General features: G+C 71.8%; 20 protein-coding genes. 10 read left to right on the top strand and 10 right to left on the bottom strand.

Translation table 11 applies throughout. The features are described from left to right. Positions 1–4 precede the first annotated feature (4 nt). Genes AB8735_RS23575 through AB8735_RS23565 form a run of 3 tightly spaced genes read right to left on the bottom strand, consistent with a single transcriptional unit; the run spans position 5 to position 1,637 of the window. Entirely contained in the window at positions 5–853 is an 849-nt protein-coding gene (locus tag AB8735_RS23575; RefSeq protein ID WP_372409173.1) for a helix-turn-helix domain-containing protein, read from the bottom strand. A 15-nt stretch (positions 854–868) separates the two neighbouring features. After that, the gene (locus AB8735_RS23570; RefSeq protein WP_372409171.1) at positions 869–1,402 is read right to left on the bottom strand and encodes a DUF6879 family protein; all 534 of its coding nucleotides are present in this window, start codon (positions 1,400–1,402) and stop codon (positions 869–871) included. Beyond that, a complete protein-coding gene (locus AB8735_RS23565) occupies positions 1,371–1,637 on the bottom strand; it encodes a hypothetical protein (RefSeq protein WP_372409169.1) in 267 nt (88 codons plus the stop codon). Before AB8735_RS23565 ends, AB8735_RS23570 begins: the two co-directional genes overlap by 32 nt. Positions 1,638–1,895: 258 nt before the next feature. Between AB8735_RS23565 and AB8735_RS23560 the strand changes: the two genes are divergently transcribed. Further along, complete coding sequence (locus AB8735_RS23560) at positions 1,896–2,780, top strand: hypothetical protein (protein WP_372409168.1); 885 nt, start codon at positions 1,896–1,898, stop codon at positions 2,778–2,780. A gap of 103 nt (positions 2,781–2,883) precedes the next feature. After that, on the top strand, positions 2,884–3,999 hold the full coding sequence (locus tag AB8735_RS23555) for a hypothetical protein (protein WP_372409166.1): 1,116 nt from the start codon (positions 2,884–2,886) through the stop codon (positions 3,997–3,999). Positions 4,000–4,050: 51 nt separating this feature from the next. Here the strand turns inward: AB8735_RS23555 and AB8735_RS23550 are convergent, their stop codons facing one another. Together AB8735_RS23550 and AB8735_RS23545 are read right to left on the bottom strand one after the other, a co-directional pair. Continuing rightward, positions 4,051–4,719 carry a hypothetical protein gene (locus AB8735_RS23550; protein ID WP_372409165.1) on the bottom strand — a complete coding sequence of 223 codons (669 nt, stop codon included), beginning with the start codon at positions 4,717–4,719 and terminating at the stop codon, positions 4,051–4,053. Positions 4,720–4,820: 101 nt separating this feature from the next. Next, complete coding sequence (locus tag AB8735_RS23545) at positions 4,821–5,405, bottom strand: Uma2 family endonuclease (protein ID WP_344020463.1); 585 nt, start codon at positions 5,403–5,405, stop codon at positions 4,821–4,823. 214 nt (positions 5,406–5,619) lie between these two features. Here AB8735_RS23545 and AB8735_RS23540 point away from each other — a divergent pair, with 214 nt between their 5' ends. Continuing rightward, positions 5,620–6,360: a class II aldolase/adducin family protein gene (locus tag AB8735_RS23540; protein ID WP_372409163.1), complete on the top strand. Its 741-nt coding sequence runs from the start codon at positions 5,620–5,622 to the stop codon at positions 6,358–6,360. Here the strand turns inward: AB8735_RS23540 and AB8735_RS23535 are convergent. The 3 genes from AB8735_RS23535 to AB8735_RS23525 are packed head-to-tail and all read right to left on the bottom strand — an operon-like array spanning position 6,357 to position 8,571. After that, on the bottom strand, positions 6,357–6,761 hold the full coding sequence (locus AB8735_RS23535) for a RidA family protein (protein ID WP_372409161.1): 405 nt from the start codon (positions 6,759–6,761) through the stop codon (positions 6,357–6,359). The two genes, AB8735_RS23540 and AB8735_RS23535, sit on opposite strands and share 4 nt — an antisense overlap. Before the next feature lie 17 nt (positions 6,762–6,778). Then, a complete protein-coding gene (locus AB8735_RS23530) occupies positions 6,779–7,534 on the bottom strand; it encodes an IclR family transcriptional regulator (protein WP_344020469.1) in 756 nt (251 codons plus the stop codon). Beyond that, entirely contained in the window at positions 7,531–8,571 is a 1,041-nt protein-coding gene (locus AB8735_RS23525) for a sugar kinase (protein WP_372409160.1), read from the bottom strand. The genes AB8735_RS23530 and AB8735_RS23525 overlap by 4 nt, the downstream gene beginning before the upstream one ends. Positions 8,572–8,725: 154 nt before the next feature. Between AB8735_RS23525 and AB8735_RS23520 the strand changes: the two genes are divergently transcribed. From AB8735_RS23520 to AB8735_RS23510, 3 genes are all read left to right on the top strand, one after another. After that, positions 8,726–10,006 carry an amino acid deaminase gene (locus tag AB8735_RS23520; RefSeq protein WP_372409158.1) on the top strand — a complete coding sequence of 427 codons (1,281 nt, stop codon included), beginning with the start codon at positions 8,726–8,728 and terminating at the stop codon, positions 10,004–10,006. Positions 10,007–10,369: 363 nt separating this feature from the next. Next, positions 10,370–11,578, top strand: coding sequence for a pyridoxal phosphate-dependent aminotransferase (locus AB8735_RS23515; RefSeq protein WP_344020475.1), 1,209 nt, complete (start codon positions 10,370–10,372; stop codon positions 11,576–11,578). 57 nt (positions 11,579–11,635) lie between these two features. Next, positions 11,636–12,124, top strand: a complete 489-nt coding sequence (locus AB8735_RS23510; protein ID WP_372409157.1) for a hypothetical protein — start codon at positions 11,636–11,638, stop codon at positions 12,122–12,124. A gap of 501 nt (positions 12,125–12,625) precedes the next feature. On the opposite strand, the gene AB8735_RS23505 is transcribed toward AB8735_RS23510, so the two are convergent. Further along, positions 12,626–14,446, bottom strand: a complete 1,821-nt coding sequence (locus AB8735_RS23505) for a phosphoenolpyruvate carboxykinase (GTP) (RefSeq protein ID WP_372409156.1) — start codon at positions 14,444–14,446, stop codon at positions 12,626–12,628. Between the two features lie 267 nt (positions 14,447–14,713). Between AB8735_RS23505 and AB8735_RS23500 the strand changes: the two genes are divergently transcribed. From AB8735_RS23500 to AB8735_RS23490, 3 genes are all read left to right on the top strand, one after another. Beyond that, on the top strand, positions 14,714–15,451 hold the full coding sequence (locus AB8735_RS23500; protein ID WP_344020481.1) for a hemolysin III family protein: 738 nt from the start codon (positions 14,714–14,716) through the stop codon (positions 15,449–15,451). A gap of 392 nt (positions 15,452–15,843) precedes the next feature. Then, positions 15,844–17,424: an MFS transporter gene (locus AB8735_RS23495; RefSeq protein WP_372409154.1), complete on the top strand. Its 1,581-nt coding sequence runs from the start codon at positions 15,844–15,846 to the stop codon at positions 17,422–17,424. 10 nt (positions 17,425–17,434) lie between these two features. Next, a complete protein-coding gene (locus AB8735_RS23490) occupies positions 17,435–18,058 on the top strand; it encodes a TetR family transcriptional regulator (protein ID WP_344020486.1) in 624 nt (207 codons plus the stop codon). Positions 18,059–18,084: 26 nt separating this feature from the next. Here the strand turns inward: AB8735_RS23490 and AB8735_RS23485 are convergent, their stop codons facing one another. Then, entirely contained in the window at positions 18,085–20,127 is a 2,043-nt protein-coding gene (locus tag AB8735_RS23485) for a thioredoxin domain-containing protein (RefSeq protein WP_372409152.1), read from the bottom strand. Positions 20,128–20,380: 253 nt separating this feature from the next. Between AB8735_RS23485 and AB8735_RS23480 the strand changes: the two genes are divergently transcribed. After that, complete coding sequence (locus AB8735_RS23480) at positions 20,381–23,650, top strand: tetratricopeptide repeat protein (protein ID WP_372409150.1); 3,270 nt, start codon at positions 20,381–20,383, stop codon at positions 23,648–23,650. The last annotated feature ends 191 nt before the right edge of the window (positions 23,651–23,841 follow it).

Genomic DNA, 23,841 nt, shown 5'->3' with positions numbered 1-23,841 from the left:
GAGTTCACGCGAGGGTGTCGAGTGCCGCCTCGATCAAGGCACGCGCCCTGTCCCCGTGGACGGTCATCCTGGACAGCTGGGCAAAAGCCCTTTGATAGTCAGCGAGTTCGCGGGGCTGAGTGATATTGACCTCGGCGGTGAGAGTCTCGATGACGGCGCGTCGATTATCAAAGAGATAGAAGGCTTCCAGAGGCCATACGAGGCGCTGCGCGGTGAACGGAATGACCCCCAGGGCGATGGATGGCAGAGGCATCACTGTGAGCAGGTGCCGAAGCTGACCGATCATCGTCTCGGGGTATCCGATTCGGGACCTCAGAACCCATTCCTCCAGGAGCACCACGAAGCGGTGATTACCTTGATAGAGGAAGCGGGAGCGGGCGATCCGGGCAGCCACGGCTTCGGCAACGTCATCGGGGGTGCCCTGGAAGTCCGTGATGGACTGCATGAGCGCGGTCGCATACGCGGGCGTCTGGATGAAGCCGGGCACTGCATTGGAGGAGTACACACGGCACACGTTTGTGTGCTCGTGCAGCGCATAGAAGTCTTCCTGAACTTTGCGCATGCCGGTTCTGTGGAGCCTGCGCCACTCCAGGTACATGGAATCAACAGCACGGGCGGTGGCAATCAGGTCCTCGGCCTGACGCTCCACACCACAGGCTGCACACCATGCGCGGATATCCGCGTCCGTGGGCGCGACCGCGCCCTTTTGCAGCCTGGTGGTCTTCGCCGGGTGCCAGCCGCACCGGACAGAGAGTTCCCGTCCGGTGAGGCCGGCGTCCTTGCGGAGGTTGAGCAGACGCGCCGCGAGCGCCTCGCGGGCTGCTTGGGCGCTCGAAGAGGGGGGTACGGGCATGACTGGAAGCTGCGGTCAGACGGTGTACTTCTCATGGTCGATACCGCGTTCCCACACGGCCTCGAATGCGGTAGAGCAGAGCCTGACCACAGCGGGGTCCTCCGTGCACACATGGCCTGGGGAAGCCCAGTCCCCATTGCCTGTGAAGAAGTTGAACTGCACCATCCGATCATCGATCAACCAGAAGTCGTTGCCCGGCAGCGCGATGTCCGAGGCCTCGCGTCGCGGTAGCCAACGGACACGCTCGCCCACGGCGACGTTGACAGGCGTCAAGGCATGCTCGTACCGGATGTAGTCGGTGACCGGCTCGGAGACGATCCGAGCCCGGCGCATCACGATCCCCCGCCCAATCGCCTCGCGCACGAGTGGCGTCCACCCTTGCCAGAAGGCCGAGTCGGGGTCGAGGTCGGCCTCACCTGTCCGCAGGAATCGCTCGAAGCCGCTTGCTTCGTCACCAACCGCGTAACTGTCCCGCATCTCCAGGTGAATGGCCGTGCTCCGAGCTGCACGGAGCAGCTCAGAGAAGTCGGGCACGTCGTTCTGCTGCATCGCACGCCTCCCTCAGAATCGGCACCATACGGGCCGGAATGCGAATCACGGTCTCGTGCTCGGGGATGCCCCGGTCATGACCGGGCACCCAATCGGTCCGGCCGATCTGCTCCTTCAGCAACTCATCAGCCTTCTCCCCCTGGAGGATGAGGTCGGCCGTACCCTCATGCACCCAGGCAGTCGCCGAGCCTCCTCCGGTGGTCTCCGGGTCGATCCCGATGAAGGTTAGGTTCATGGATCCCTCCCCTATCAAGCCGGTTGCGCGTTCTTGCGAAGCTTCCGCTCGTGAGCAACACGGGTCAAGGGCGCGAAGCTAAAACATGGAGCGCACAACGCTCAACACGACCCCATGGCACACAAGTTCGACTACATACGGCGACGTTCCGAGCCTTGAGTTACCTGTACGCTCAGCCGCACAAAGCGGCCCCCACGTGTCTGCCAGGACACCGCAGGGGCCTACACCGCCAAGGTCGAAACCCAAGGAGACCCTGGGATGCTGCGCCATGCTATCGCGCCTACGGGCCGATTCACTCAAGCTCCGAACGACATCATCCGTCACCCACGGCTCTCCCCCAACGCCCGGTGCCTGCTGCTCTTCCTCCTCTCCCCCCCCGACACCGAACGCCTGTCGTTCTCCGAGGCCGCCGCCCGCGCCGGGATCAAGAACGCCGCCTTCCAGCGCGCCAAGTCCCAGCTCAAAGAGGAGGGTTACGCGCACGAGTGGCGCAGCCAGGGCCCCGACGGACGGTGGACGACCACGCAGCTGGTCGCCAACCAGCCGCTCAGCGCCGAGCAGGCCCGGGCGATCCGGGATGGGCAAGCAACGCCGACTACCGTGAAACCGGCCGTCGGTGAGCCGAGGCCCCGGCCCGTCGGTCGTCACCCAAAGACAAACACGGTGAAGAACACTTCCCCACCTCCCGTGCCGCCGACGCCGCGCGAACTGATCCCCGACGACCTCGTCGAACACGCCACCCTCGTCCTCGCCTCCGTCTCCCACACCGAACGCCGGCTCCGCCTCACCGGACGAGAGCTCAAGGAACTCGCCCCACTCGCAGCCGACTGGCTCCTCCGCGGAGCAACCGGCCGCGACCTCCGCGAAGAGCTCCGCAACGGCCTCCCCGAACCCGTCCACCACGCCGCATCCCTCATCCGCGACCGGCTGACACGCAAACTCCCCGAGGCACCACCGATCCGGGCCCGGCGCCCCACCCCACCGCGACCACGCGTCGCCCAGATGCGTGAATGCCAAGGCGACCACACGCAGCCGCTCCTCTTCCGGCCCATGGGGGACGAAGCACTGTGCGGCGGCTGCCGCACCGAGCGGGCGGCGGAGGCAGCACTCAGTGCCCCCCGCATGCCGGTGCACAGCCTCTGACGGCGCACATCCGGAACGCGCACGTCCCCCGACCCCGCCCCCGAGCCCCCGGAACGCAGGCGCACAATGGCCCCATGTTGATCCCTATTCCCTGGTCAGCAAGGTGGGGCACACCCCTGACCTGTCGATGAGCGCCGCCCGCTCGTCCCGCCAGGACCGACGCAGCGCTGTCTGGACGGCGGCGTGGGCCATCGTGTTCGCGATCGCCGCAGGGGTCCTGCTCCTCGGCGTCGTCCCCCGTCTGCTCGCCGAGCAGCGGGACTTCGAGGCGGCGACCGCCTGCCCGGCGGGCGTCGTGTCGCAGGACTGCGAACGCCCGGTGGCGGCCACCGTGCAGAAGACCTGGACCGAGCGCCACAACAAGACGACCAAGTACTGGATCAGGCTCACCGAGTCCGACGGCTCCTCCCACACCATCAGGATGAGTGGGGAGGAGTGGGACGAACGGCCGGTGTTCCGTGCCGTGAAGGCCGGTGACCGGGTGACCGACTGGTACTGGAGGGGTCAGGTCCGCTTCATCGAGTTCAAAGGGGTGCGGCAGGACACCCACGAGGTCCCGACGAACGACTACCGCATCCCCGCCGGCATCGGCATGGCCTTGATCCCCTTCTCCCTGGTGCTCTTCTGGAGCGCCTACTGGCTGGCCCGCAAGGGCGCCACCTCGCCGCTCCGCTCTCCCTGGCAGCTTGCGGTGCCGCAGGTGGCGGGCCTCTGGGTCATGGGCGTGGGGCCCGTCTCCGTCGCCTTCACGCCGGGGATGACGGACGCGCTGTGGTTCACCGCTCTCGGGTCAGCTCCGGGCCTGCTGGTGGCGGCTGTCTGGGCCATGGCCAAGGCGCGGGCGGACCGACGGAAGGGGACCGACACGATCGAGGTCACCCCGCGCATCCCCGAACAGGAGGAGCACTTCCCGGGGTTCGTCATCGGCGACGTCCCGTACAGCATGGCCGGGTTCGGTCACCTGGTGGCCGGCCCCGGTTACCTCGCCTCCACCCCCGACCCCACCGGCCGCATCGCCCGCAGGACCGTGCCGCGCACGCTCGTCGTCGAACGCGTCCGCCCGCCCTACCGCTGGGATCCCGGGGACAACCACAAAGGCTGCTGGATCGCGGAGTGCCGCGACGGCGAGGAGCAGGTGCTCATCGCTGCCGAGGACATACACATGCCGTGGATTCTGGGGGCGTTGGAGCCGGTACCGGCGACCACAGGGACGCACTGAGCGGACGAAGGAGGCCGCGCGCGGCGGAGCCGTGAGACGGACACCGCCAGGTCAGAGCGCTATCTCGTCCTGCACGGCGTAGCCCAGGTCTCGGGCCTGCGAGGCGATGGACTCGAAGTCCGCTACGGAGGACAGCACAGCGACCGTCCGGCGGGTGAGCGGCTCGCCCGCCCACACCGCGGCCACGGCCTGAGGGTCGACGGACTTCTCGAAGTAATGCTCGGCGAAGTCCGCATAGGTCTTGGGGCTGCTGTCGGTGAGGACATCGAAAAGCCAGTCCGCACCGTCCGATTCATCGGCGGCGAAGCTGACCGGCCCGCACTGCCACGTGGTAGCGCCTGTCTCGCGCCACGCGCAGACCGTGGCGTCGAAGAACCCGTCCACCTGGAGCTCCGGTGCGCGCGGATACTGCGCGAGCGAGGCAGGAAGCCCGTCGAGCAGACCGGGCCAGTGCGCACGGGGCTCCTCTCTCCACGGCGTGGCGGCAGACTCGTGATCGAAGCCGTAGAGGAACACTCCGGCCGGGTCGAACACCACGGTGTACTCGTCCCCGGACCCGTTCTCCATGAACGCCAGGTCCACACCGTCACGCCAGCCGGACACGAACGAGTGCCTAGGGGTGTCGCCGTCGAGTATGGCGTCGAGCAGTGCGAGTGCTCGACAGCGGGCCAGGAGGACGGCGGGGTCGGGGAGCTCGGCCACGAGGGTGTGAACGGTCATGGTGCCCATTCAACAAGGCACCACTGACATCGCCGGGAGCGGAGTTCGGCGGACAGCCGGCCGTACCCGACGGCCAGCCCGGCACCGCCGGTGCGACGGGTTCAGCGTACGTAGTTCTTGAGGACCTCGGTGTCGAGGACGACTCCGACGGGGGCGGGGAGGTTGACCTGCTCCCCGAAGGGCGCCCGGTGGACGTCGCGGTAACAGCCCTTTTCTTGATCGGGGTTGATGTGGACCACGGCTTCACAGGAGTCGCGGTCGATGAGCAGATAGAGGGGGATGCCTGCGGCGGCGTAGGCATCCGGCTTCTCCCGCCGGTCGCGACGATCGGTGTCCGCATCGTACGAGGTGACCTCGACGGCCATCAGCACGCCGTCCGGGTCGGCCCATTCGCCTCGCCCGGCAAAGTAGTTCACAGGTACAAGTGCGCCGTCCGGCCGGGCCCTGCCCTTGCGATACCCCCCGACCTTCAGTCCCTGACCGGTGTACAAGTCGAGTTCAGGGCGCGTTTGCATGCACAGCCTGAGCAGCCACATGATGATCGCGCCGTGATCCCCGTCGGCCACTGCTTTTTCCTCGATCCGTCCGTTGATGAACTCCAACGTGACGGTCTCGGGCGATGCGGAGGCGATCTGCTCGAAGTCCTCCACCGACATGTGTGACATGCGCTCGGCCATAACCGTCATGCTGCACTCCCTTCCAGGCAAAGGCCAGCTTTGCGGGCACCCGGCGCGCTCGGCTCTCGTTCCCCGGGATTCGCCCAAATGGGTGACAGATCTCCCCCGCCCCCCGACCCCACCGGCCGCATCCCCGCAGGGGCACGCCAAGCCTGTGGGCTCGGAAACACCAAGTACGCACCGTATAGGCATCGTTCAGCCCAACAGAGGAGATGATCCGCCCATGAAGGATGACAGAAGCCCCGTACCGTCACCCCAAGCCGACAACGACACCCCGGCCCCCCTGGTCGCCCTCGGCAGCCAGGTCCTCTCCGAGGCCGGGCAGGGCGACATGGTGTGGGGGCACCTGGCCGTTCGCGATCCGGCCGGGCGCGGCGTGTGGATGAAATCGGCGGGCTGGGGGCTGGAGGAGATCACTCCCGAGCGCGTCCTGCTCGTCTCGTGGACGGGTGAACTGCTGGAGGGGACCGGGAAGATCCATCTGGAGCACCACATCCACACCGGGATCATGCGGGCGCGGCCCGACGTGAACGTCAGCGTGCACACCCATTCCCCGGTGGTCAACGCCTTCAGCGCGCTCGGCGAACCCCTGCGCGCGATCAGTCATGACGCCGTCGTCTTCGCCGAGCACGGGCTGCCCCGGTTCACCGCCACGTCCGACCTTGTCCGCACCCCCGAACTGGGCCGTGCGCTCGCCGCCGACCTCGGCGAGGCCCGTGCCTGCCTCATGCCCGGGCACGGCCTCGCGGCGGTCGGCCACGACATCGCCCACGCGGTCATGTACGCGATCCTGCTCGAACGCGCCTGCCAGACCCTGCTCACCGCCCTGGCCGCGGGCGGCCCGCGCCACTGGACGAGCCACCAGGAGTGTCTGGAGAAGGACGCGGTGGTCTGGGCCGCCAGCCAGATCGACGCCGGGTGGCGGTACTGGCGGCGCCGGGTCGAGGCCCGGACCAGGGCCTAGCCCAGGACCGCCAGCGCGTCGATCTCCACGAGGAGGCCTGCCGGCAGGCCCACGTACACCGTCGTCCGCGCCGCAGGCACCTTCACCCGGCCGGCGAAGTACGCGTCCCACACCTCGTTGAACTCCGCGAAGTGCGCCGTGTCCGTGAGGTACACCCGCAGCATCACCGCGTCCTCCCAGGACGCGCCGCCCTCCTCCAGCACCGCGCGCACGTTCTCCAGCGTCTGCTCGGTCTGCTCGCGGAGCCCGGGGCCGACGACCACCGGCTTGCCGGAACCGTCGGCGGGCAGGAAGCCGACCTGGCCGGCGACCTGCAGGATGTTCCCCTTGCGCACGCCGTGCGAGAACAGCGCGGGCGGGGCCGTGTGCCCGGCCGGGGTGACAGCGGTCTTCTCGGTCATTCGTTTCCCATCTCTCGCTACTGTGCCGAAAGCGGCTTTCCGGAGTACTCCGCGCCGATCGTCTCCGCCGTCGCCCGCAACACCGGGAGCAGCGCCAGCAGTTCGTCGGAGCTCACCACGACGTTCGGCGCGGACAGCGAGCACGCCGCGACCACCCGGCCGTCCGCGCCCCGGATCGGCGCCCCGACACAGTTGATCGACTCCTCGTGGCCGCCGAAGTCCGCCGCCCAGCCCCGCTCGCGCACCACGGCCAGTTCCCGCAGGAACGCGGGGGCGTTCGGTGTCGAACGGGGCGTGTACGCCGGGTAGTCCAGCCGCTCGGCCAGGGCCCGCCGCTCGCCTTCCGGGAGATCGGCCAGCAGCAGCTTCGCGACCGCGGCCACGGTGATCGCGACGGGCTTGCCGATCCGCGAGTACATCCGTACGGGGTACCGGCTGTCGACCTTGTCGATGTAGACGACCTCGCCGTCCTCGTACACCGCCAGGTGCACCGTGTGCCCGCACCGTTCGTTCAGCGCGACGAGGTGCGGATGCGCGATCTCCCGTACGTCGAGGCTCTCGAAGGCCTGCTGGGCGAGGGCGAAGAGCCGCGCCCCGAGCCGGTAGCGCTGGTCCTGCTGCCGGTAGACCATGCCGTGTTCGTGCAGGGTGCGCAGCAGCCGCAGCGCGGTGGATTTGTGGACGCCGAGGCGGACGGCGACCTGTTCGAGGTTGGCGGGGCCCTCGGCCAGCAACGGGAGGATGGTCAGGGCGCGGTCGACGGTCTGGCTCATGCGGTGCGCTCCCCCTGAAGATGTGCTTCGTCGAGATGTGCTTCGCCGGCCCAGCCGGGGCCGAGACGCAGTCTGCCCCACGCGGTGGTGCCGAGGGCGGCGAGCCGGTCGGCCCGCTCGCGCGCGGGCGGCGGTTCGGCGAGGTCGCCGGGGCTGGTGAGGGCCGCCGCGGCCAGCAGGTGGCCGTGCCGCAGCCGCGCGGCGTACGGCAGTCCGCGCAGCGTGCCGGAGAGGAATCCGGCCGCGAACGCGTCGCCCGCCCCGACCGGGTCGACGACCTCGACCGAGGGCGCGGGTTCGGCGGCGACGAGGCCGTCGCGGGTGTGCACGACGGCCCCGGCCGCGCCTCGTTTGACGACGAGCACGGCAGGCTCGGGCAGCGCGGCCCGTACGGCGGCGGCCCCGCGCAGCCCCCATGCCGCCTCCGCCTCGTCCTCCCCGACGAGGACGATGTCGCTGCGGCGGGCGAGTTCGAGCAGGACGCCGGGGCCCTCGGGGGCCGTGCGCCACAGCCCCGCCCGGTAGTTGACGTCGAAGGAGACCGGCGGGCGTCGCGGCCCGGGGGCCGTCAGCGCGCGCAGCAGCGCGAGGCAGCTCGCGGAGAGGGCGGCGGTGACGCCGCTGAGGTGCAGGATCCGTCCGGCCCAGGCGGTGTCCCGGTCGACGAGGTCCGGGGAGAGGGCGGTGGCCGCCGATCCGGCGCGGTAGTAGGCGACTTGGGCGCGTCCGCCGTCGGTCGTGGACCGCTCCTCGGGCGTACGGAAGTACACACCGGTGGGCCGGCGCGGATCACGGCGCGCGGCGGAGGTGTCCACGCCGTGCGCGGCGAGCGTCCCCAGGACATGGGTGCCGAACCCGTCCTCGCCGACGCGCCCGATCCAGCGCGTCCGGTGGCCCCAACGCGACAGCGCGCACGCGACGTTGGACTCGGCGCCGCCGACGCCGCGGACGAAGGAGGACGCGTCCCCGAGGCCGCCCTCGCGCCCGGCCGGGCGGAAGGCGATCAGCGTCTCGCCGACGCAGGTCACGTCGATCACTGCGCGTCCGCTCCTCCCCGCCGATCCAGCCGATCCAGCCGATCCAGCCGATGTGAGACGGGCCGTTGACCCGGCGCTCGCCCGGATGTTAGACAGCTCCATGCGTTGTACGCAACGGACGTTGCACATACCGCAACATGACCCTGGAGGCTCCATGGCCGCCGCAGACGACGCCCTGGCCCGGCTCGCCCACGACCGCATCGACCACCGCTTCAAGGGTCTTCCCCCGGACGCGGAGGGACTCGCCGTCGGCGCGCTCGCCGCCGAGCGGCGCTGCCTGTTCACCGGCGGCTTCACCACACCCGTGCTCGCGCTCTCCACCGAGGCTCTGGACCACAACCTCGCGCTCATGGAGCGCTGGTCCGCCGAGCACGGCCTCGCCTTCGCCCCGCACGGCAAGACGTCCATGGCCCCGCAGCTCTTCGAGCGCCAGCTCGCGCACGGGGCGTGGGGCATCACCGCCGCCGTGCCCAGCCAGGTCCGCGCCTACCGCGCGTTCGGCGTCCGGCGGATCTTCCTCGCCAACGAGCTCGTCGACGCGGCGGCGCTGCGCTGGCTCGCGGGCGAGCTCACGGCCGACCCGGACTTCCGCATCGTCGTCTACGCCGACTCCGTGCGCGGCGTGGAGCTCATGGACGCGGCCCTGCGCGAGGCGGAGGCCGTCCGCCCGCTCGACGTCGTCGTCGAACTCGGCGCCATGGGCGGCCGTACGGGCGTGCGCACCGAGGCGGACGCGGAGCTGGTCGCCGACGCGGTCGCCGCCACGGGGACGCTGCGGCTGGTCGGCGTGGCCGGCTACGAGGCCGAGATCCCGGACGCGGACGAGGTGTCCGTGCGCGCCTGGCTGCGCCGGCTGACCGGCATCGCCGTCGCCTTCGACGCGGCGGGGCGGTTCGCGGGGGTCGAGGAGATCGTGGTGAGCGCGGGCGGGAGCGCCTGGTTCGACACGGTCGCGGAAGTCTTCGGGGAGCTGCCCGAGTTGTCGGCCCCGGCCCTGAAGCTGCTGCGCTCCGGCGCGTACGTGACGCACGACGACGGCCAGTACCGGAACAAGACCCCCTTCGGGCGCCATCCCGAACAGGGCGCCCTGCGCCCGGCGTTCCGCCTCTGGGCCCAGTGCGTCTCCCGCCCGGAGCCGGGCCGCGCCTACCTCAACGCGGGCAAGCGGGACGCCCCGTACGACCTGGGGCTGCCGGAGGTCCAGGTCATCCGCTCGGCGCGGGACGGATCGCTGCGCGACGCGGTCGGGATGACCGTGACGGGCCTGGCCGACCAGCACGCCTTCGTCTCCCTCCCGGAGGACGCGGAGCTGGAGGTCGGGGACTGGGTGGGGCTGGGGCTGTCGCATCCGTGCACGACGTTCGACAAGTGGCAGCTGATTCCGGTGGCGGCGGCGGACGGCACGGTGACGGACTACATCCGCACGTTCTTCTAGCCCCGTACCCAGCCCCGCAGCGCTGTGGGCGTGCCGCTGTGGGCGTGGCGCATCTCACGTCACGCCCTGCGGCCGGTCCCCGGCCGCCCGAACGGGGCCCGATCCGGGGCGCGGATCTTGCTCCTCCGATCCAAGAACCATGACCGTACGCGGCCACTTTCGAAGCCCCTCGGACGCTTCCGCCCGGCATTCCTTATGTCCCGATTGCCGGGCGCTTTGCGATGAAAGACGGACGGCGCATGGACGTACTGGCGGGTCACCCCGTGCACCGCGCGCCGCTCCGCCGAACCGGCCCCTCCGGGGGCGCCGTGCGCGCCGCGAAAGCCCGCGCGGACGCTCCCGCGCCCCCGTAGGGTGGCCGTCATGCAGGTGATCCAGTCAACGAAACTCGCCAACGTCTGCTACGAGATCCGTGGCCCGGTGCTGGAGGAGGCGATGCGGCTGGAGGCAGCGGGGCACCGCATCCTCAAGCTCAACACCGGCAACCCCGCGATCTTCGGCTTCGAATGCCCTCCGGAGATCCTGGAGGACATGCTGCGCAACGTCGGCGACGCGCACGGTTACGGCGACGCGAAGGGCCTGCTGTCCGCGCGGCGCGCGGTGGTCCAGCACTACGAGACCAAGGGCGTCGAGCTCTCCGTCGAGGACGTCTACCTGGGCAACGGCGTCTCCGAGCTGATCCAGATGTCGATGCAGGCCCTGCTCGACGACGGCGACGAGGTCCTCGTCCCCGCCCCGGACTACCCCCTCTGGACCGCCTCCGTCTCCCTCGCGGGCGGCACCGCCGTGCACTACCGCTGCGACGAGCAGTCGGACTGGATGCCGGACCTGGCCGACATCGAGCGCAAGGTCACCGACCGCACCAAGGCGCTCGTCATCATCAACCCCAACAACCCCACGGGCGCCGTCTACAACGACGAGATGCTGCGCGGCCTCACGGAGATCGCCCGCCGCCACAACCTGATCGTCTGCTCCGACGAGATCTACGACAAGATCCTCTACGACGGAGTCACCCACACCCCGACCGCCGCCATCGCCCCCGACCTGCTGACCCTCACCTTCAACGGGCTGTCCAAGGCGTACCGGGTGGCGGGCTACCGCAGCGGCTGGATGGCGGTCTGCGGCCCCAAGGCGCACGCCGACAGCTACATCGAGGGCCTGACGATCCTCGCCAACATGCGGCTGTGCGCCAACATGCCCGCCCAGCACGCGGTGGCCACCGCCCTCGGCGGCCGGCAGTCGATCAACGACCTGGTGCTGCCGGGCGGCAGGCTGCTGGAGCAGCGCGACGTCGCGCACGAGATGCTGACCCGGATCCCGGGCGTGACCTGTGTGAAGCCGAAGGGCGCGCTGTACGCGTTCCCGCGGCTGGATCCCAAGGTCTACAAGATCAAGGACGACCGGCAGATGGTCTTCGATCTGCTCCGCGCGGAAAAAATCATGGTGGTCCACGGAACGGGCTTCAACTGGCCCGAGCCGGACCACTTCCGCCTGGTCACGCTGCCGAACGCCAAGGACCTGGCGGACGCGGTGACCCGGATCGGGGACTTCCTGGAAGGCTACGCGCAATAACTTTAGACAGAGTCTAAGTTAGGATGGCCTTCTGTAGGACACGCAGGAGGCCATCCCATGTACGAGCCGATCCGTTCCCCGTCGGTCCACACCATGGCCGACCCGACGCGGGCCGCGCACGGCCCGGCCCGCTCCCGCGAGCAGGAACTCGACATCCGCCTCGCGGGCCATCTGACCGCACTGCTCACGGTGACCGACGAGCTGCGCGCCCTGGCTCCCTCCGCCGGCCTGGACGACGCGGCGCGGCGCCTGGCCACCCGGATCGAGCGCCTGCGCGGCGGGGACGCCCCGCTGCGCGCCGTCCCGACGATCCTGATCTCCGACCCGTCCCGCGTCCGCGCCCTGCACCACCGGGCCCACATGCTGGCGGGCCAGGCCCTGGTCGTCGCGTCCTCGCGCGGCGACGAGGAGGGCATGGCCTTGGCGGCGGAACGCCTGCGGGCACATGACGAGGCCATCGCACCCGCTCCGGACGGCCCGACCGGCCGACCCGGACGGTCCGACCCGTCCGGCTTGGCCGGCACATCCAGCCCGTCCGACGCTTGACCCGTCCAGCCGGTCCGGCGCTTGAGGACGATCCGTCCAGTCGGTCCGGCATCTCTCCCAGCCCGTCCGGGGGTTGCCCCCTCCGGGGACTTTGAGGACTGGGGGTGCCCCCTCCGGGGGAGCCCGAAGGGCGCTTCGGGGCCAGGGGCCGGCCTCGGTCAGGGGGCCAAGCCCCCATCGGGCCCGGGGCTCAGCCCCGGTCGGAGCCCAGCGGGCTGAACCCCTTCGGGGCCCAAGGGGCCAAGCCCCTCGGGGCCCGAGCGGGTGCGCCCCCCTCGGGGTCCAGGGGGCGAAGCCCCCGGTGGGGCGCAGGGGCGAAGCCCCGCCACCCGCGCGGAGCGCGGGCCCGGCCCCACCGCGCGGAGCGCGGCGGCCCCGCGCGCGGCAGCGCGCACGCGGGGTCGCGCAGGGGCGCAGCCCCCTGCGTGGGGGCACCCCCTCTGGGGGAGGATTAGGGCGGGGCGGGGAGAAGAAACCCCCGCCCCCCCCAACCCCCACCCGTCACCCCAGCCGCTGCACCAGCGCCCGGTACTCGTCCCACAGCTCCTTCGGCGTGTGGTCGCCGAACGTGTTGAAGTGCTCGGGGATCAGCCCTGCCTCCTCCCGCCACACCTCCTTGTCGACGGAGAGCAGCAACTCCAGGTCCGCCTCGGGCAGTTCGAGACCCTCCAGGTCCAGCGCGTCCCGCGTCGGCAGCACGCCGATCGGCGTCTCGACGCCCTCCGCCCGGCCGTCCAGCCGCTCGACGATCCACTTCAGGACCCGGCTGTTCTCGCCGAAGCCCGGCCACACGAAGCGGCCGCCCGCGTCCTTGCGGAACCAGTTGACGTAGTAGATCTTCGGCAGCTTGGACTGGTCCTTGTCCTTGCCGACGTTGACCCAATGGCCCATGTAGTCGCCCATGTTGTAGCCGCAGAACGGCAGCATGGCGAACGGGTCGCGGCGCAGCTCGCCGACCTTGCCCTCAGCGGCGGCGGTCTTCTCGGAGGCCACGTTGGCCCCGATGAAGACGCCGTGGTTCCAGCTGAAGGACTCGGTCACCAGCGGGACGGCCGAGGCGCGGCGGCCGCCGAAGAGGATGGCCGAGATCGGCACGCCCTTGGGGTCCTCCCACTCCGGCGCGATGATCGGGCACTGCGAAGCCGGCACGGTGAAGCGGGCGTTGGGGTGGGCGGCCGGGGTGCCGGACTCCGGCGTCCAGTCGTTGCCCTTCCAGTCCGTCAGGTGCGCGGGCGTCTTCTCGGTCATGCCCTCCCACCAGACGTCGCCGTCGCCGGTGAGCGCGACGTTGGTGAAGACGGAGTTGCCCCAGAGGGTCTTCATCGCATTGGCGTTGGTGTGCTCGCCGGTGCCGGGGGCGACGCCGAAGAAGCCGGCCTCGGGGTTGATCGCGTAGAGGCGGCCGTCCTCGCCGAAGCGCATCCAGGCGATGTCGTCGCCGATGGTCTCGACCGTCCAGCCGGAGACGGTCGGCTCCAGCATGGCGAGGTTGGTCTTGCCGCAGGCGGACGGGAAGGCGGCGGCCACGTACTTCGCCTCGCCCTGCGGCGGGGTGAGTTTGAGGATGAGCATGTGCTCGGCGAGCCAGCCCTCGTCGCGGGCCATGACGGAGGCGATGCGCAGGGCGTAACACTTCTTGCCCAGCAGGGCGTTGCCGCCGTAGCCCGAGCCGTAGGACCAGATCTCCCGGTCCTCGGGGAAGTGCGAGATGTACTTGGTGGTGTTGCACGGCCAGGGCACGTCCGCCTCGCCCTCGGCCAGCGGGGCGCCGAGGGTGTGCACGGCCTTGACGAAGAAGCCGTCGGAGCCGAGCTCGTCGAGGACGGGCTGTCCCATGCGGGTCATGGTGCGCATGGAGACGGCGACGTAGGCGGAGTCGGTGATCTCGACGCCGATGGCGGAGAGCGACGAGCCGAGCGGGCCCATGCAGAAGGGCACGACGTACATGGTGCGGCCGCGCATGGAGCCGCGGAAGACACCCTTCTCACCGGCGAAGATCTCCCGCATCTCCGCGGGGGCCTTCCAGTGGTTCGTCGGGCCGGCGTCCTCCTCCTTGGCGGAACAGATGAACGTCCGGTCCTCGACGCGGGCCACGTCCGTGGGGTCGGAGGCCGCGTAGTACGAGTTGGGGCGCTTGACCGGGTCGAGCTTCCGGAACGTGCCCTTGGCCACGAGCTCTTCGCACAGGCGCTCGTACTCGGCTTCGGAGCCGTCGCACCAGACGATCCGGTCCGGCTGGGTGAGGGCGGCGATCTCATCGACCCAGGAGATGAGTTCCTGGTGGTTGGTGGGGGTGGTGGGAGCCGCATTTGCGCGCGCCACGATCGCTCCGTCCCGCCGGGGGCCACGGCGCCCGGCGTCGCATATTGAGGGTGGAACGGACCGTCCGCCTGCCTGACCGGCAGCGGGTCCGTCTCTGCATTCGCCCCTTGGGGGCTGCGACCCAGACGCTTCGCGACCGCTCATCCGGTGCCGCCCGCACTCATTTGATCATCCGACTCCGTTTCGGTTCTGTCCAGGGGGCACTCCCGTGACCATCGCCACGTGGTACTGATCCGTAACTTACGGTGGCGTAGGTAGCATGGCGCCATGACACCCGCGCCCGACGCGGCGCCCGTCGCGCCCGCCACTTCCGCCGGTGCCGCGACCGCCGCGCCCTCGTCCGACCCCCGCCCCGACGCACAGCCGGCCGCCGCCAAGCCCCGGCTGCGCGGCTGGCTGCACGCCGGGATGTTCCCCGCCGTGCTGATCTCCGGCGTCTTCCTGACGGCCCTGGCCGACAGCACCCGCGGCCGGATCGCCTGCGCCGTCTATGTGCTCAGCGCCTGCCTGCTGTTCGGCATCAGCGCGCTGTACCACCGCGGCAACTGGAGCCCCCGGGCGACCGCGGTGCTGCGCCGCCTCGACCACGCCAACATCTTCCTGATCATCGCGGGCACCTACACCCCGCTGACCATGCTCCTGATCCCGGGCGGCCGCGGCCAGTTGCTGCTGTGGGCGGTCTGGGCCGCGGCAGCGGCCGGCATAGCCTTCCGCGTCTTCTGGGTCGGCGCGCCGCGCTGGCTCTACACCCCCTGCTACATCGCCATGGGCTGGGCCGCCGTCTTCTTCCTGCCCGACTTCCTGCGCAAGGGCGGCATCGCCGTCCTGGTACTGGTGATCGTCGGCGGCCTCCTCTACAGCGTGGGCGGCGTGATCTACGGGATCAAGCGCCCCAATCCGTCGCCCCGTTGGTTCGGCTTCCACGAGGTGTTCCACTCACTGACGCTGGCGGCCTTCGTCGTGCACTACGTGGGCATCTCCCTGGTGGCGTATTCGCACCCCTGACACCCCCGACACCCCAGACATCTCCGACACCGGGCGCCCATGGCGCCCCCAACGCAGTGGCCGTGGCCGGGAGGCCGCGGCCACTCGCCATGTCAGGCCCCCGACGCTCGCCAGCACCACCACCAGCACCGCCAGTTCACCGGCGAGAACGTAACTCCCCACGCACACCGCGCCGATCAGCGCGACCAGCGCGTGCGCCGCTGCACCCATCACGGATCACCCACCCCTTTTCGGTCGTTGACACTGACCGTCCCCTGCCCTGCCCACAGGGTCACACACCCCACTGACAATCAGCGCTCCATCAAGGACGAGCAGGCAGGACATCAAGAGTTGACTCCCCCACTCTTTTGAGAGTTACTGTCATTTGACTTCAACTCTCAAAGGAGTGCGTCATGCCGCCTGCCGCCGTCCCCCGGACCCCACCGCGCACCACAGGTCCCCGCTCCGGCCCCCACCCCGATCCCCGCCGCTGGTGGGCCCTGGGCGCGATCGTCACGAGCATGCTCGTCCTGGGCTTCGACGGCACGATCCTCAACGTCGCCCTGCCGACCATGGCCTCCGAACTGCACGCCGGCACCGGCGCGTTGCAGTGGATCGCCGACTCCTACCTGGTCGTCTTCGCCGCCCTGATGCTCCCGGCGGGCCTGCTGGGCGACCGCTTCGGCCGCCGTCGCATGCTGGTGACCGGCCTCGCCGTCTTCTTCGCCGGCTCCCTGGCCGGCACGTTCGCGCAGGACACGGCGACCGTCGTCGCGGCCCGCTGCGTCATGGGCGCCGGGGCCGCGCTGATCATGCCGCTGGCCATGGCCGTCCTGCCCTCGCTCTTCGGCCCCGACGAGCGCACCAAGGCCATGGGCGCGGTCTCCGGCGCCGCCGCGCTCGGGATGCCGCTGGGCCCGCTCGTCGGCGGGCTCCTCCTCGACCACTTCTGGTGGGGCTCGGTCTTCCTCGTCAACGTGCCCCTCATCGGCCTCGCCGTCGCCGCCTGTCTCTTCCTCCTCCCCGAGACCACCGACCCGGCCTCCCCCACGGTCGACGTCCTCGCCACCGCCCTCGCCGTCGGCGGCCTCGGCGCCCTGGTCTATGGCGTCACCGAGGGCCCGGGACGCGGCTGGAGCTCCCCGCCCGTCCTCGGCACCCTGACCGCCGCCGCCCTCCTGATCACCCTGCTCGTGGTGCGCTCCCGGCGGCAGGAGCGGCCCATGCTCGACCTCGTACTCCTGCGCCACCGGGGCTTCCTGTGGAACACGGTCGCGGCCTCGCTGGTGATGTTCACCCTCACCGGGCTGCTCTTCGTCCTGCCCCCGTACCTGCAGACCGTCCTCGGCCAGGACGCCTTCGGCACCGGTCTGCGCATGGTGCCCATGCCGGCCGGGATGCTGCTTTCCTCGCGCGCCACCGCTCCACTGCTCCGGCGGCTGGGCCCGCGTCCGGTCATCGGCGGCGGCCTGGCCGTCATGGCACTGGCCGCGCTGCTCGGCAGCCGGACGGACCCCGGCGACGGCTACGGTTTCACGGCCCTGTGGCTGTCCCTCGTCGGCATCGGCTTCGGACTCGCCATCATCCCCGCCATGTCCGAGGCGCTCGGCACCCTGCCCCGGCACCGCGCCGGTGTCGGTTCCGGCCTGCTGACGACGCTGCGTCAGGTCTCCGCGGCGGTCGGCCTCGCCGTGTGCGGCAGCCTGATCGCCGGCGCCTACACCCGCCGGCTCGACACGGACGGGCTGCCGCCCGCCGCCGCGCGGACGGCCGGCGAATCCGTCATGGCCGCCCACGCCACGGCCGCGAAACTGGGCGACGCGGCGCTGCTGCGGTCCGCCGACGCCGCGTACGTCCACGGCATGGACCTGGCCCTGACCGTCTGCGGCGGCACCGCCCTCGCCGCCGCACTGCTGGTGGGCGCCTTCCTGCCCGACTCCCGTACACGGCCGGACGCTTCCGGCCCGGTCGCCGTCGAATCGTCCGATGCCTGACAATGCCGTCATGGCATCGGCACAGACCTCCCCCGCCGCGAAGCCCGGCCCCCGGCTCGGGCTGCGCGAGCGGAAGAAGATCCAGACCCGGCAGGCGATCCGCAGCGCCGCCTACCGCCTCTTCGAGGAGCAGGGGTACGACGCGACCCCCGTCGACCAGATCGCCGACGCCGCCGACGTCTCCCCGAGCACGGTCTTCCGCTACTTCCCGACCAAGGAGGACATCGTCCTCACGGACGAGTACGACCCGCTGCTGGAGTCCGTCCTCCGGGGGCGCCCGGCGGACGAGCCGCCGCTGACGGCCGTCCGCCACGCCGTCGTCGACGGGCTGCGCCACATCCTCGGCGACGACACCCCCGAGATGCGGGTGCGCATGCGCCTGATCCGGGACGTGCCCGCGCTGCGCGCCCGCTCGGGCGAGGGCATGGCCGAGTCGGTCGGCATGATCTGCGGCGTGCTGGCCGAGCGCACCGGCCGGCGGGCGGACGACATCGAGGTGCGCGTGGTCACCGCGGCGGTGCTGGCGGCGATGCAGGAAGCGCTGATGGTCTGGGTCGACGGAGGCCAGAAGGACGACCCGCTGGCCTACCTCGGCCGCGCGCTGGACGTGCTGGAGCGCGGCCTCACCCTCTGAAAACGCCCGTCACTCCCTGACGCCCATCACTCCCTGACGCCCAGCTTCTCCGCCAGCGCGGCCGGATCGCCGGTCGGCCGCTCGCACGCGAAGTTCCGGCACACATACGCCGCGGGCCGCCCCTCGACCAGCGGCCGGTCCGCCAGCAGCGGCACCTCCGCCGCCGTGGCCGACGCCGGCTCGCCCAGGGCGACCGCCGCCCCGGGCCGCGGGGAGAGCAGGGCGACGCGGTGCAGGGCGCGGGTGGCCGGGTCGTCGGCCGGGCCGACGACGGCGACCTCGTGGGGCCCGTCCAGGAGCGCCTCCGCGACGGCCAGGCCCCAGCCGATGAAACGCGGCGCCTTGCCGCCCAGCATCCGCACCACGCCCAGCGCCCGTTCGGCCGCGTCCCGGTGCGGTGCGCTGCCGGTCAGCGCCGCATAGGTGAGCAGCGCGCCGGCGGCGGCCGTCCAGCCGGAGGGCGCGGCGCTGTCGGTCGGGTCCTGGGGGCGGCGGATGAGGGTCTCGGCGTCGTCGGCGGTGTCGAACAGGGCGCCGTCCTCGTCCCGGAAGCGGATCAGGACGGTGTCGAGGAGAAGGCCCGCGAAGTCGACCCACACCCCCTCGCCGGTGACGGCCGACAGCGCGAGGAAGCCCTCGGCGACATCGGCGTAGTCCTCCAGGACGCCCGCGTGGGCACCGGCGACGCCGTCCAGGGAGGTGCGGAAGAGCCGGGCGTTCCAGTCCATGTGGACGCGGACGATCAGGTCGGCGGCGTCCGTCGCGGCCTGGACGAGGTCGGGCCGGTCGAAGTAGGCGCCGGTCTCGGCGAGCGCGGCGATCGCCAGGCCGTTCCAGGCGGCGACGACCTTGTCGTCGCGCTCCGGCCGCGGCCGGCGGTCCCGCGCGGCGAGCAGGCGCTCACGGACCGAGGCGATGCGGGCGGCGTCCACCAGGCTCTCGGTGTCCGGGAGTTGGAGGACGGAGGCGCCCTCCTCGAAGGTGCCGTCCTCAGTGACGCCGAAGTGGTGGGCGGCGAGCGCCGCGTCGGCCTCGCCCAGAACCTCGCGCAGTTCGGCGGGCGTCCAGACGTAGTAGGCGCCTTCGGCGTGCCGCCCGTCGGCGTCCTCGCTGTCGGCGTCCAGCGCCGAGGCGAAACCCCCCTGGGCGGTGCGCATTTCGCGGACGAGGAAGTCGGCGGTCTCCAGGGCGATCCGGCGGGCGAGGCCGGAGCCGGTGGCCCGCCACAGGTGCGCGTACACCCGGCACAGCAGGGCGTTGTCGTAGAGCATCTTCTCGAAGTGCGGCACCACCCAGCCGCTGTCCACCGCGTAGCGCGCGAAGCCGCCGCCGAGCTGGTCGTAGACGCCGCCGCGGGCCATGGCCTCGCAGGTGGCCGTCACCATGTCGAGCGCGGCCGCGGACCCCGTGCGCTCGTGATGGCGCAGCAGGAACTCCAGCACCATGGACGGCGGGAACTTGGGCGCGCCGCCGAAACCGCCGCGCACGGCGTCGAAGTCGCGGGTCAGCGCCATGAGCGCCAGGTGCAGCTCCTCGGCGCCGGGCGGCCGTTCGCCGGTCGTGGTGAGGGTGCGCTCGGAGAGGTCGCGCACGATCCGCCCCGCGACCTCGCCCACTTCTTCGCGCCGTCCGGTCCAGGCGGCCGTGACGCCCTCCAGCACCTGACGGAAGCCGGGCATGCCGTGCCGCGGCGCCGGCGGGAAGTAGGTGCCGAAGTAGAAGGGCTCGGCATCGGGGGTGAGGAAGACGGTCATGGGCCAGCCGCCCTGGCCGGTGGCGGCCTGCACGGCCTCCATGTAGACGGCGTCGACGTCGGGCCGTTCCTCGCGGTCGACCTTGACGGAGACGAAGTGCTCGTTGAGGTACGCGGCGGTCTCCGCGTCCTCGAAACTCTCGTGCGCCATCACATGGCACCAGTGGCAGCTCGCGTACCCGACGCTCAGCAGGACGGGCACGTCGCGGCGGCGCGCCTCCTCGAACGCCTCGGGCGACCAGGGCCACCAGTCGACCGGGTTGTCCGCGTGCTGGAGGAGGTAGGGCGACGTCTCGTGCGCCAGGCGGTTCGGCATGGCCCCATCCTTCACCAACAGGGACCCCGACTTCCCCACCCGATGCTCCGATCTCCGTCAGCAACACCCGTGCGGAGTTCTCCCAGGTTCTCCACAGGCGGGTTATCCACAGGGCTGCCGGAAATCCCTCCTAGGCGGAAGACTGAACGCCTTGGCATTCGCCGACGGAAAGTTCGCCCGTCGCAGTCCGCTGGCCGCAGTGTGCTGCGTGAAGTTCGCTGGTCGAAGTTTGCTGGTCGAAGGGGGACGACGTATGCAGAGCTCGCTGCCCGCCCTGCGGCAGGGCCACCGGGGAGACGTCGAGAGCCTGTTGGAACGGGCCGTCGAGGAGGAGGTGCGCCGCTCCGGCGGCCGCGCGGACGGCGGAGCGCTGCTGCGCCGGGCACGCGACGAGCTGGACGTGCTCGCCGCGGCCGCCGCCGAGGAGTACGGCACCTATGTCCATGCGCTGGACGAGGAGGCGGCGTCCGTCGCGCCGCTGTCGGCCCGGCTGTCGGGGCCCGCGCTGGGCACCCCCGCGCTGGTGACGGCCGTCGCCGCGGTCACCGCGTCCGTCGCCGACCTGGGGTACGGCACCTCGACGGGCACGGCGCTGAGCACCGGCGTGGCGGTGGCCCTGGCCGGTGCGGTGACGACGCTCCTGAAGCTGACGGCGGGTCACTGGCCGGCCGTCCACCGGCGCGCCGGGCTGCGCGGGCAGCCGGGCGGCGCCCAGCAGCTGCGGCTCCAGTGGCTGACGGCGGTGGAGGTGCGCGGCATAAGGCCGTTCCTCGACCAGCAGCGGATGCTCCGGGGGACGGCCCGCCCCTCCACCGAGGCCAAGTCCGGCAAGGACACGGCCTCCACCCTGCCGCTGCGCGGCGGCGACCGCAGCGCGGCCGCCCGCCGGCGCAGCGTCCTGGCCCGTTCCTTCGACGATCTGCCCGCCGACCAGGGCCGGTTCACCGGCCGCAAGGAGCAGCTCGACCGGATCGCCCAGTGGGTGCACCAGGCCCGGGCGAGCACGGAGACCAAACCGGTGGTCGTGGTGCTGCACGGCCCGTCGGGCTCGGGCCGCTCCACCCTCGCGCTGCACGCCGCCCAGCAGCTGCGCGACCAGTTCCGGGGCGCGTGCGTGGTGGACCTGCGGGGCGAGAGCCACGACGAGCCGCCGCTGGCCACCCGGGACGCGCTGCTGCACCTGCTCAACCGGCTCGGCGCCCCGCGCGACCAGCTCCTCTTCCGGGAGCGGTCCTCGCAGGACCAGCACCTCAAGCGGCTGTCGGAGGTGTACCACCAGCACCTGACGGGGCTGCCGGTCACGATCGTGCTCGACGACGCCTCGGACGTGGAGCAGGTCCGCGCGCTGGTGCCCGAGCGCTCCGAGAGCCTGGTGCTGGTCACGGCCCGCGCCCCGCTGGCTCTGCCGGTGGATCTGGTGGCCTGGTCCCATCAGCTGGAGGTCGGCCCGCTGGACGGGGCGGCGGCGCGGGAGCTGCTGCGGTCGGTGGCCGAGGAGGAGGGCGGCGGCGGGCCCGGTGACGATCAAGTCCTGGCGGATGTCGGGGAGTTGTGCGGCGGGCTGCCGCTGGCGCTGCGCGTGGCGGGCTCCTCGCTGGGCCCGCGCACCGCGCGGACGCTGGCCGCGGAGCTGGCCGCCGCCGGGCAGACCGGCCCGGTCGAGCGGGCCCTGTGGCTGCGCTACCTCGACCAGAACGAGGACGCCCGCAAACTGCTGCGCCGGCTCGCACTGGCCGGACGGGCCTCGCTGGGCGCGGCCGCGGCGGCGGCACTGCTGGGGGCGGACCAGAAGGAGGCGGCCCGCACCCTGACGGAGCTGGCCCGGTCGGGCCTGATCGAGCCGGTGCGCCCGGGCCGCTTCCGGATGCACGACCTGGTACGCGACTTCGCCCACTCCCGGCTGCACGAGGAGGAGCCCCCCGCCGAGCGGGGCGCCGCCCAGGAGCGGCTGATCCGCAGCTACGCGGAGCTGGCCGACTCGGTGATCCGCATGGTGGACGGCAAGACCTCCACCCGCGCCGACGCGTTCGCCCGGGGCGCCGGCGGCGGCCACGGCTTCGCCTCGCTGGACGCGGCGCTGCGCTGGCTGGACGACGAGTCGAGCTTCATCACGGCGGCGCTGCGGCACACCGAGGGCGTGGACCAGTCGGCGGTGCTGCACCTGCTGGGCGCCCTGTGCGACTACTGCCTGCTGCGCGGCGACCTCTACCGGCTGGGCGAGCTCAGCGAGTTGACGCAGTCCACGGACCGGGAGCTGCTCAACCGCTCGGTGCAATGGCGCACCGGTGTCGCGGCCCGCCAGCTGGGCGAGCTGGACAAGTCCCGTACGACGCTGACCTCGGTCGTGGATCTGTACTTCGACGCACAGCACCCGGCGGGCGCCGCCCGGGCCCTGCGGGACCTGGGCATCACGCTCCAGCACCAGGGCCACATGCGGGAGGCGGCCGAAAAGCTGCGCGAGGCGCTGGAGTTGCAGACCGCGCCGGAGCTGAGCGGCGACCGGGCCTGGACGATGCACGCGCTGGCGGCGGTCGAGCGGGACCGCGGCCGCCTCGCGGAGGCGCTGGACCTGCTGGCGCCGGCGCTGGCACTGCACCTGGAGAGCGAGAGCCTGCACGGCCAGGCGTGGGCGCACTTCCACCGGGGCCAGGTGCTGCTGCGCATGGGCCGGGCGGCACAGGCCGAGGAGGAGCTGCGGGAGGCCCTGGAGCTGTACGGGCGCACCCAGGACGGCCGGGGCGCGGCCTGGGCGCTGACCCAGCTGGCGCGGGCCCGGCTGACCGCCGGGGACGCGCCGGCCGCGGCGGACGGGCTGCGGCAGGCGGCCGCCCTGCACCGGGAGCACGAGGACGCGCGGGGCGAGGCATGGACGCTGTTCCACCTGGGGCAGGCGCTGGAGGAGTCGGGCGATCTCCCGGCGGCGCTGCGGGAGTTGGAGCGGGCGCGCACGATGTTCAATCGCATGCGCGACGTCTACGGGCTGGCGTGCGCCCGGCACCACTCGGCGCGGGTCACCCGGGACCAGCGGGCGGCCCAGACCGGCAGTCTGCGCAACAGCGGCTTCGCCCGGCAGCTCCTCCAGGACGCCCGGCTGGACTTCCAGCGGGTGGGCGTGGAGCACGGCGAGGCGTGGTCCTGCGTGGAGCTGGCCGTGATCGACGCGGGCAACGGCCGTGCGGCGCAGGCGCTGGAGCTGGTGGACGGGGCGGCCCGGCTGTTCGGGGCGCTGGGCGACCGGCGCGGGGAGAGCTGGGCGCGATTCCTGCGCTGCACCCTGCTGCCGTTGGCGTCACCGGGCGGTTCGGTGGTGGGGACGGCGGTCGCCGAGGAGGAGCTCGCCCGGCTGCGGGGCGAGCTGCGGTCCGCCGACTGGGCGGTGGATCCGTCGCTGGAGCAGTACGCGGAGGCGTTCGCGCTGGTGCTGGAGCGGGGCGTGGAGCCGGAGTCCGGCTGGCAGGCGTGGCGCCTCGGGATGGTGCCGGGCCGGCATGCGCGGGAGGTGGTGGCCGTGCTGCCGCGCTGACACTCCGCCGGAGCGCTCCGGCGGAGGTGCGGTCGGCCGTAGATGGTCGTAGATGCCGCCGGTCGGATACGGGCCGTCCGTGGCCGCTCGCGCCCATCGCGGCGGAGCCGCACACCGGAAGAGCCTCGCGACCTACGCGGGACACGGCACCGCACCGGGACGTCCGCGGGCCTGCTCGGGACCGGGCACTC

It is taken from the genome of Streptomyces luteireticuli, from assembly GCF_041519305.1.
Taxonomy (GTDB): domain Bacteria; phylum Actinomycetota; class Actinomycetes; order Streptomycetales; family Streptomycetaceae; genus Streptomyces; species Streptomyces luteireticuli.
The sequence above is the reverse complement of the archived record's forward strand: the minus strand, read 5'-3'. Positions and strand labels throughout refer to the sequence as shown.

Excerpts from the sequence above, each read along its gene's own strand:
- AB8735_RS23480 (WP_372409150.1), top strand. The coding sequence starts at position 20,381 with ATGCAGAGCTCGCTGCCCGCCCTGCGGCAGGGCCACCGGGGAGACGTC.
- AB8735_RS23485 (WP_372409152.1), bottom strand. The coding sequence starts at position 20,127 with ATGCCGAACCGCCTGGCGCACGAGACGTCGCCCTACCTCCTCCAGCAC.
- AB8735_RS23550 (WP_372409165.1), bottom strand. The coding sequence starts at position 4,719 with ATGACCGTTCACACCCTCGTGGCCGAGCTCCCCGACCCCGCCGTCCTC.
- AB8735_RS23520 (WP_372409158.1), top strand. The coding sequence starts at position 8,726 with ATGGCCGCCGCAGACGACGCCCTGGCCCGGCTCGCCCACGACCGCATC.
- AB8735_RS23535 (WP_372409161.1), bottom strand. The coding sequence starts at position 6,761 with ATGACCGAGAAGACCGCTGTCACCCCGGCCGGGCACACGGCCCCGCCC.
- AB8735_RS23515 (WP_344020475.1), top strand. The coding sequence starts at position 10,370 with ATGCAGGTGATCCAGTCAACGAAACTCGCCAACGTCTGCTACGAGATC.
- AB8735_RS23495 (WP_372409154.1), top strand. The coding sequence starts at position 15,844 with ATGCCGCCTGCCGCCGTCCCCCGGACCCCACCGCGCACCACAGGTCCC.
- AB8735_RS23540 (WP_372409163.1), top strand. The coding sequence starts at position 5,620 with ATGAAGGATGACAGAAGCCCCGTACCGTCACCCCAAGCCGACAACGAC.
- AB8735_RS23575 (WP_372409173.1), bottom strand. The coding sequence starts at position 853 with ATGCCCGTACCCCCCTCTTCGAGCGCCCAAGCAGCCCGCGAGGCGCTC.
- AB8735_RS23565 (WP_372409169.1), bottom strand. The coding sequence starts at position 1,637 with ATGAACCTAACCTTCATCGGGATCGACCCGGAGACCACCGGAGGAGGC.
- AB8735_RS23490 (WP_344020486.1), top strand. The coding sequence starts at position 17,435 with ATGGCATCGGCACAGACCTCCCCCGCCGCGAAGCCCGGCCCCCGGCTC.
- AB8735_RS23530 (WP_344020469.1), bottom strand. The coding sequence starts at position 7,534 with ATGAGCCAGACCGTCGACCGCGCCCTGACCATCCTCCCGTTGCTGGCC.
- AB8735_RS23570 (WP_372409171.1), bottom strand. The coding sequence starts at position 1,402 with ATGCAGCAGAACGACGTGCCCGACTTCTCTGAGCTGCTCCGTGCAGCT.
- AB8735_RS23510 (WP_372409157.1), top strand. The coding sequence starts at position 11,636 with ATGTACGAGCCGATCCGTTCCCCGTCGGTCCACACCATGGCCGACCCG.
- AB8735_RS23545 (WP_344020463.1), bottom strand. The coding sequence starts at position 5,405 with ATGACGGTTATGGCCGAGCGCATGTCACACATGTCGGTGGAGGACTTC.
- AB8735_RS23560 (WP_372409168.1), top strand. The coding sequence starts at position 1,896 with ATGCTGCGCCATGCTATCGCGCCTACGGGCCGATTCACTCAAGCTCCG.
- AB8735_RS23500 (WP_344020481.1), top strand. The coding sequence starts at position 14,714 with ATGACACCCGCGCCCGACGCGGCGCCCGTCGCGCCCGCCACTTCCGCC.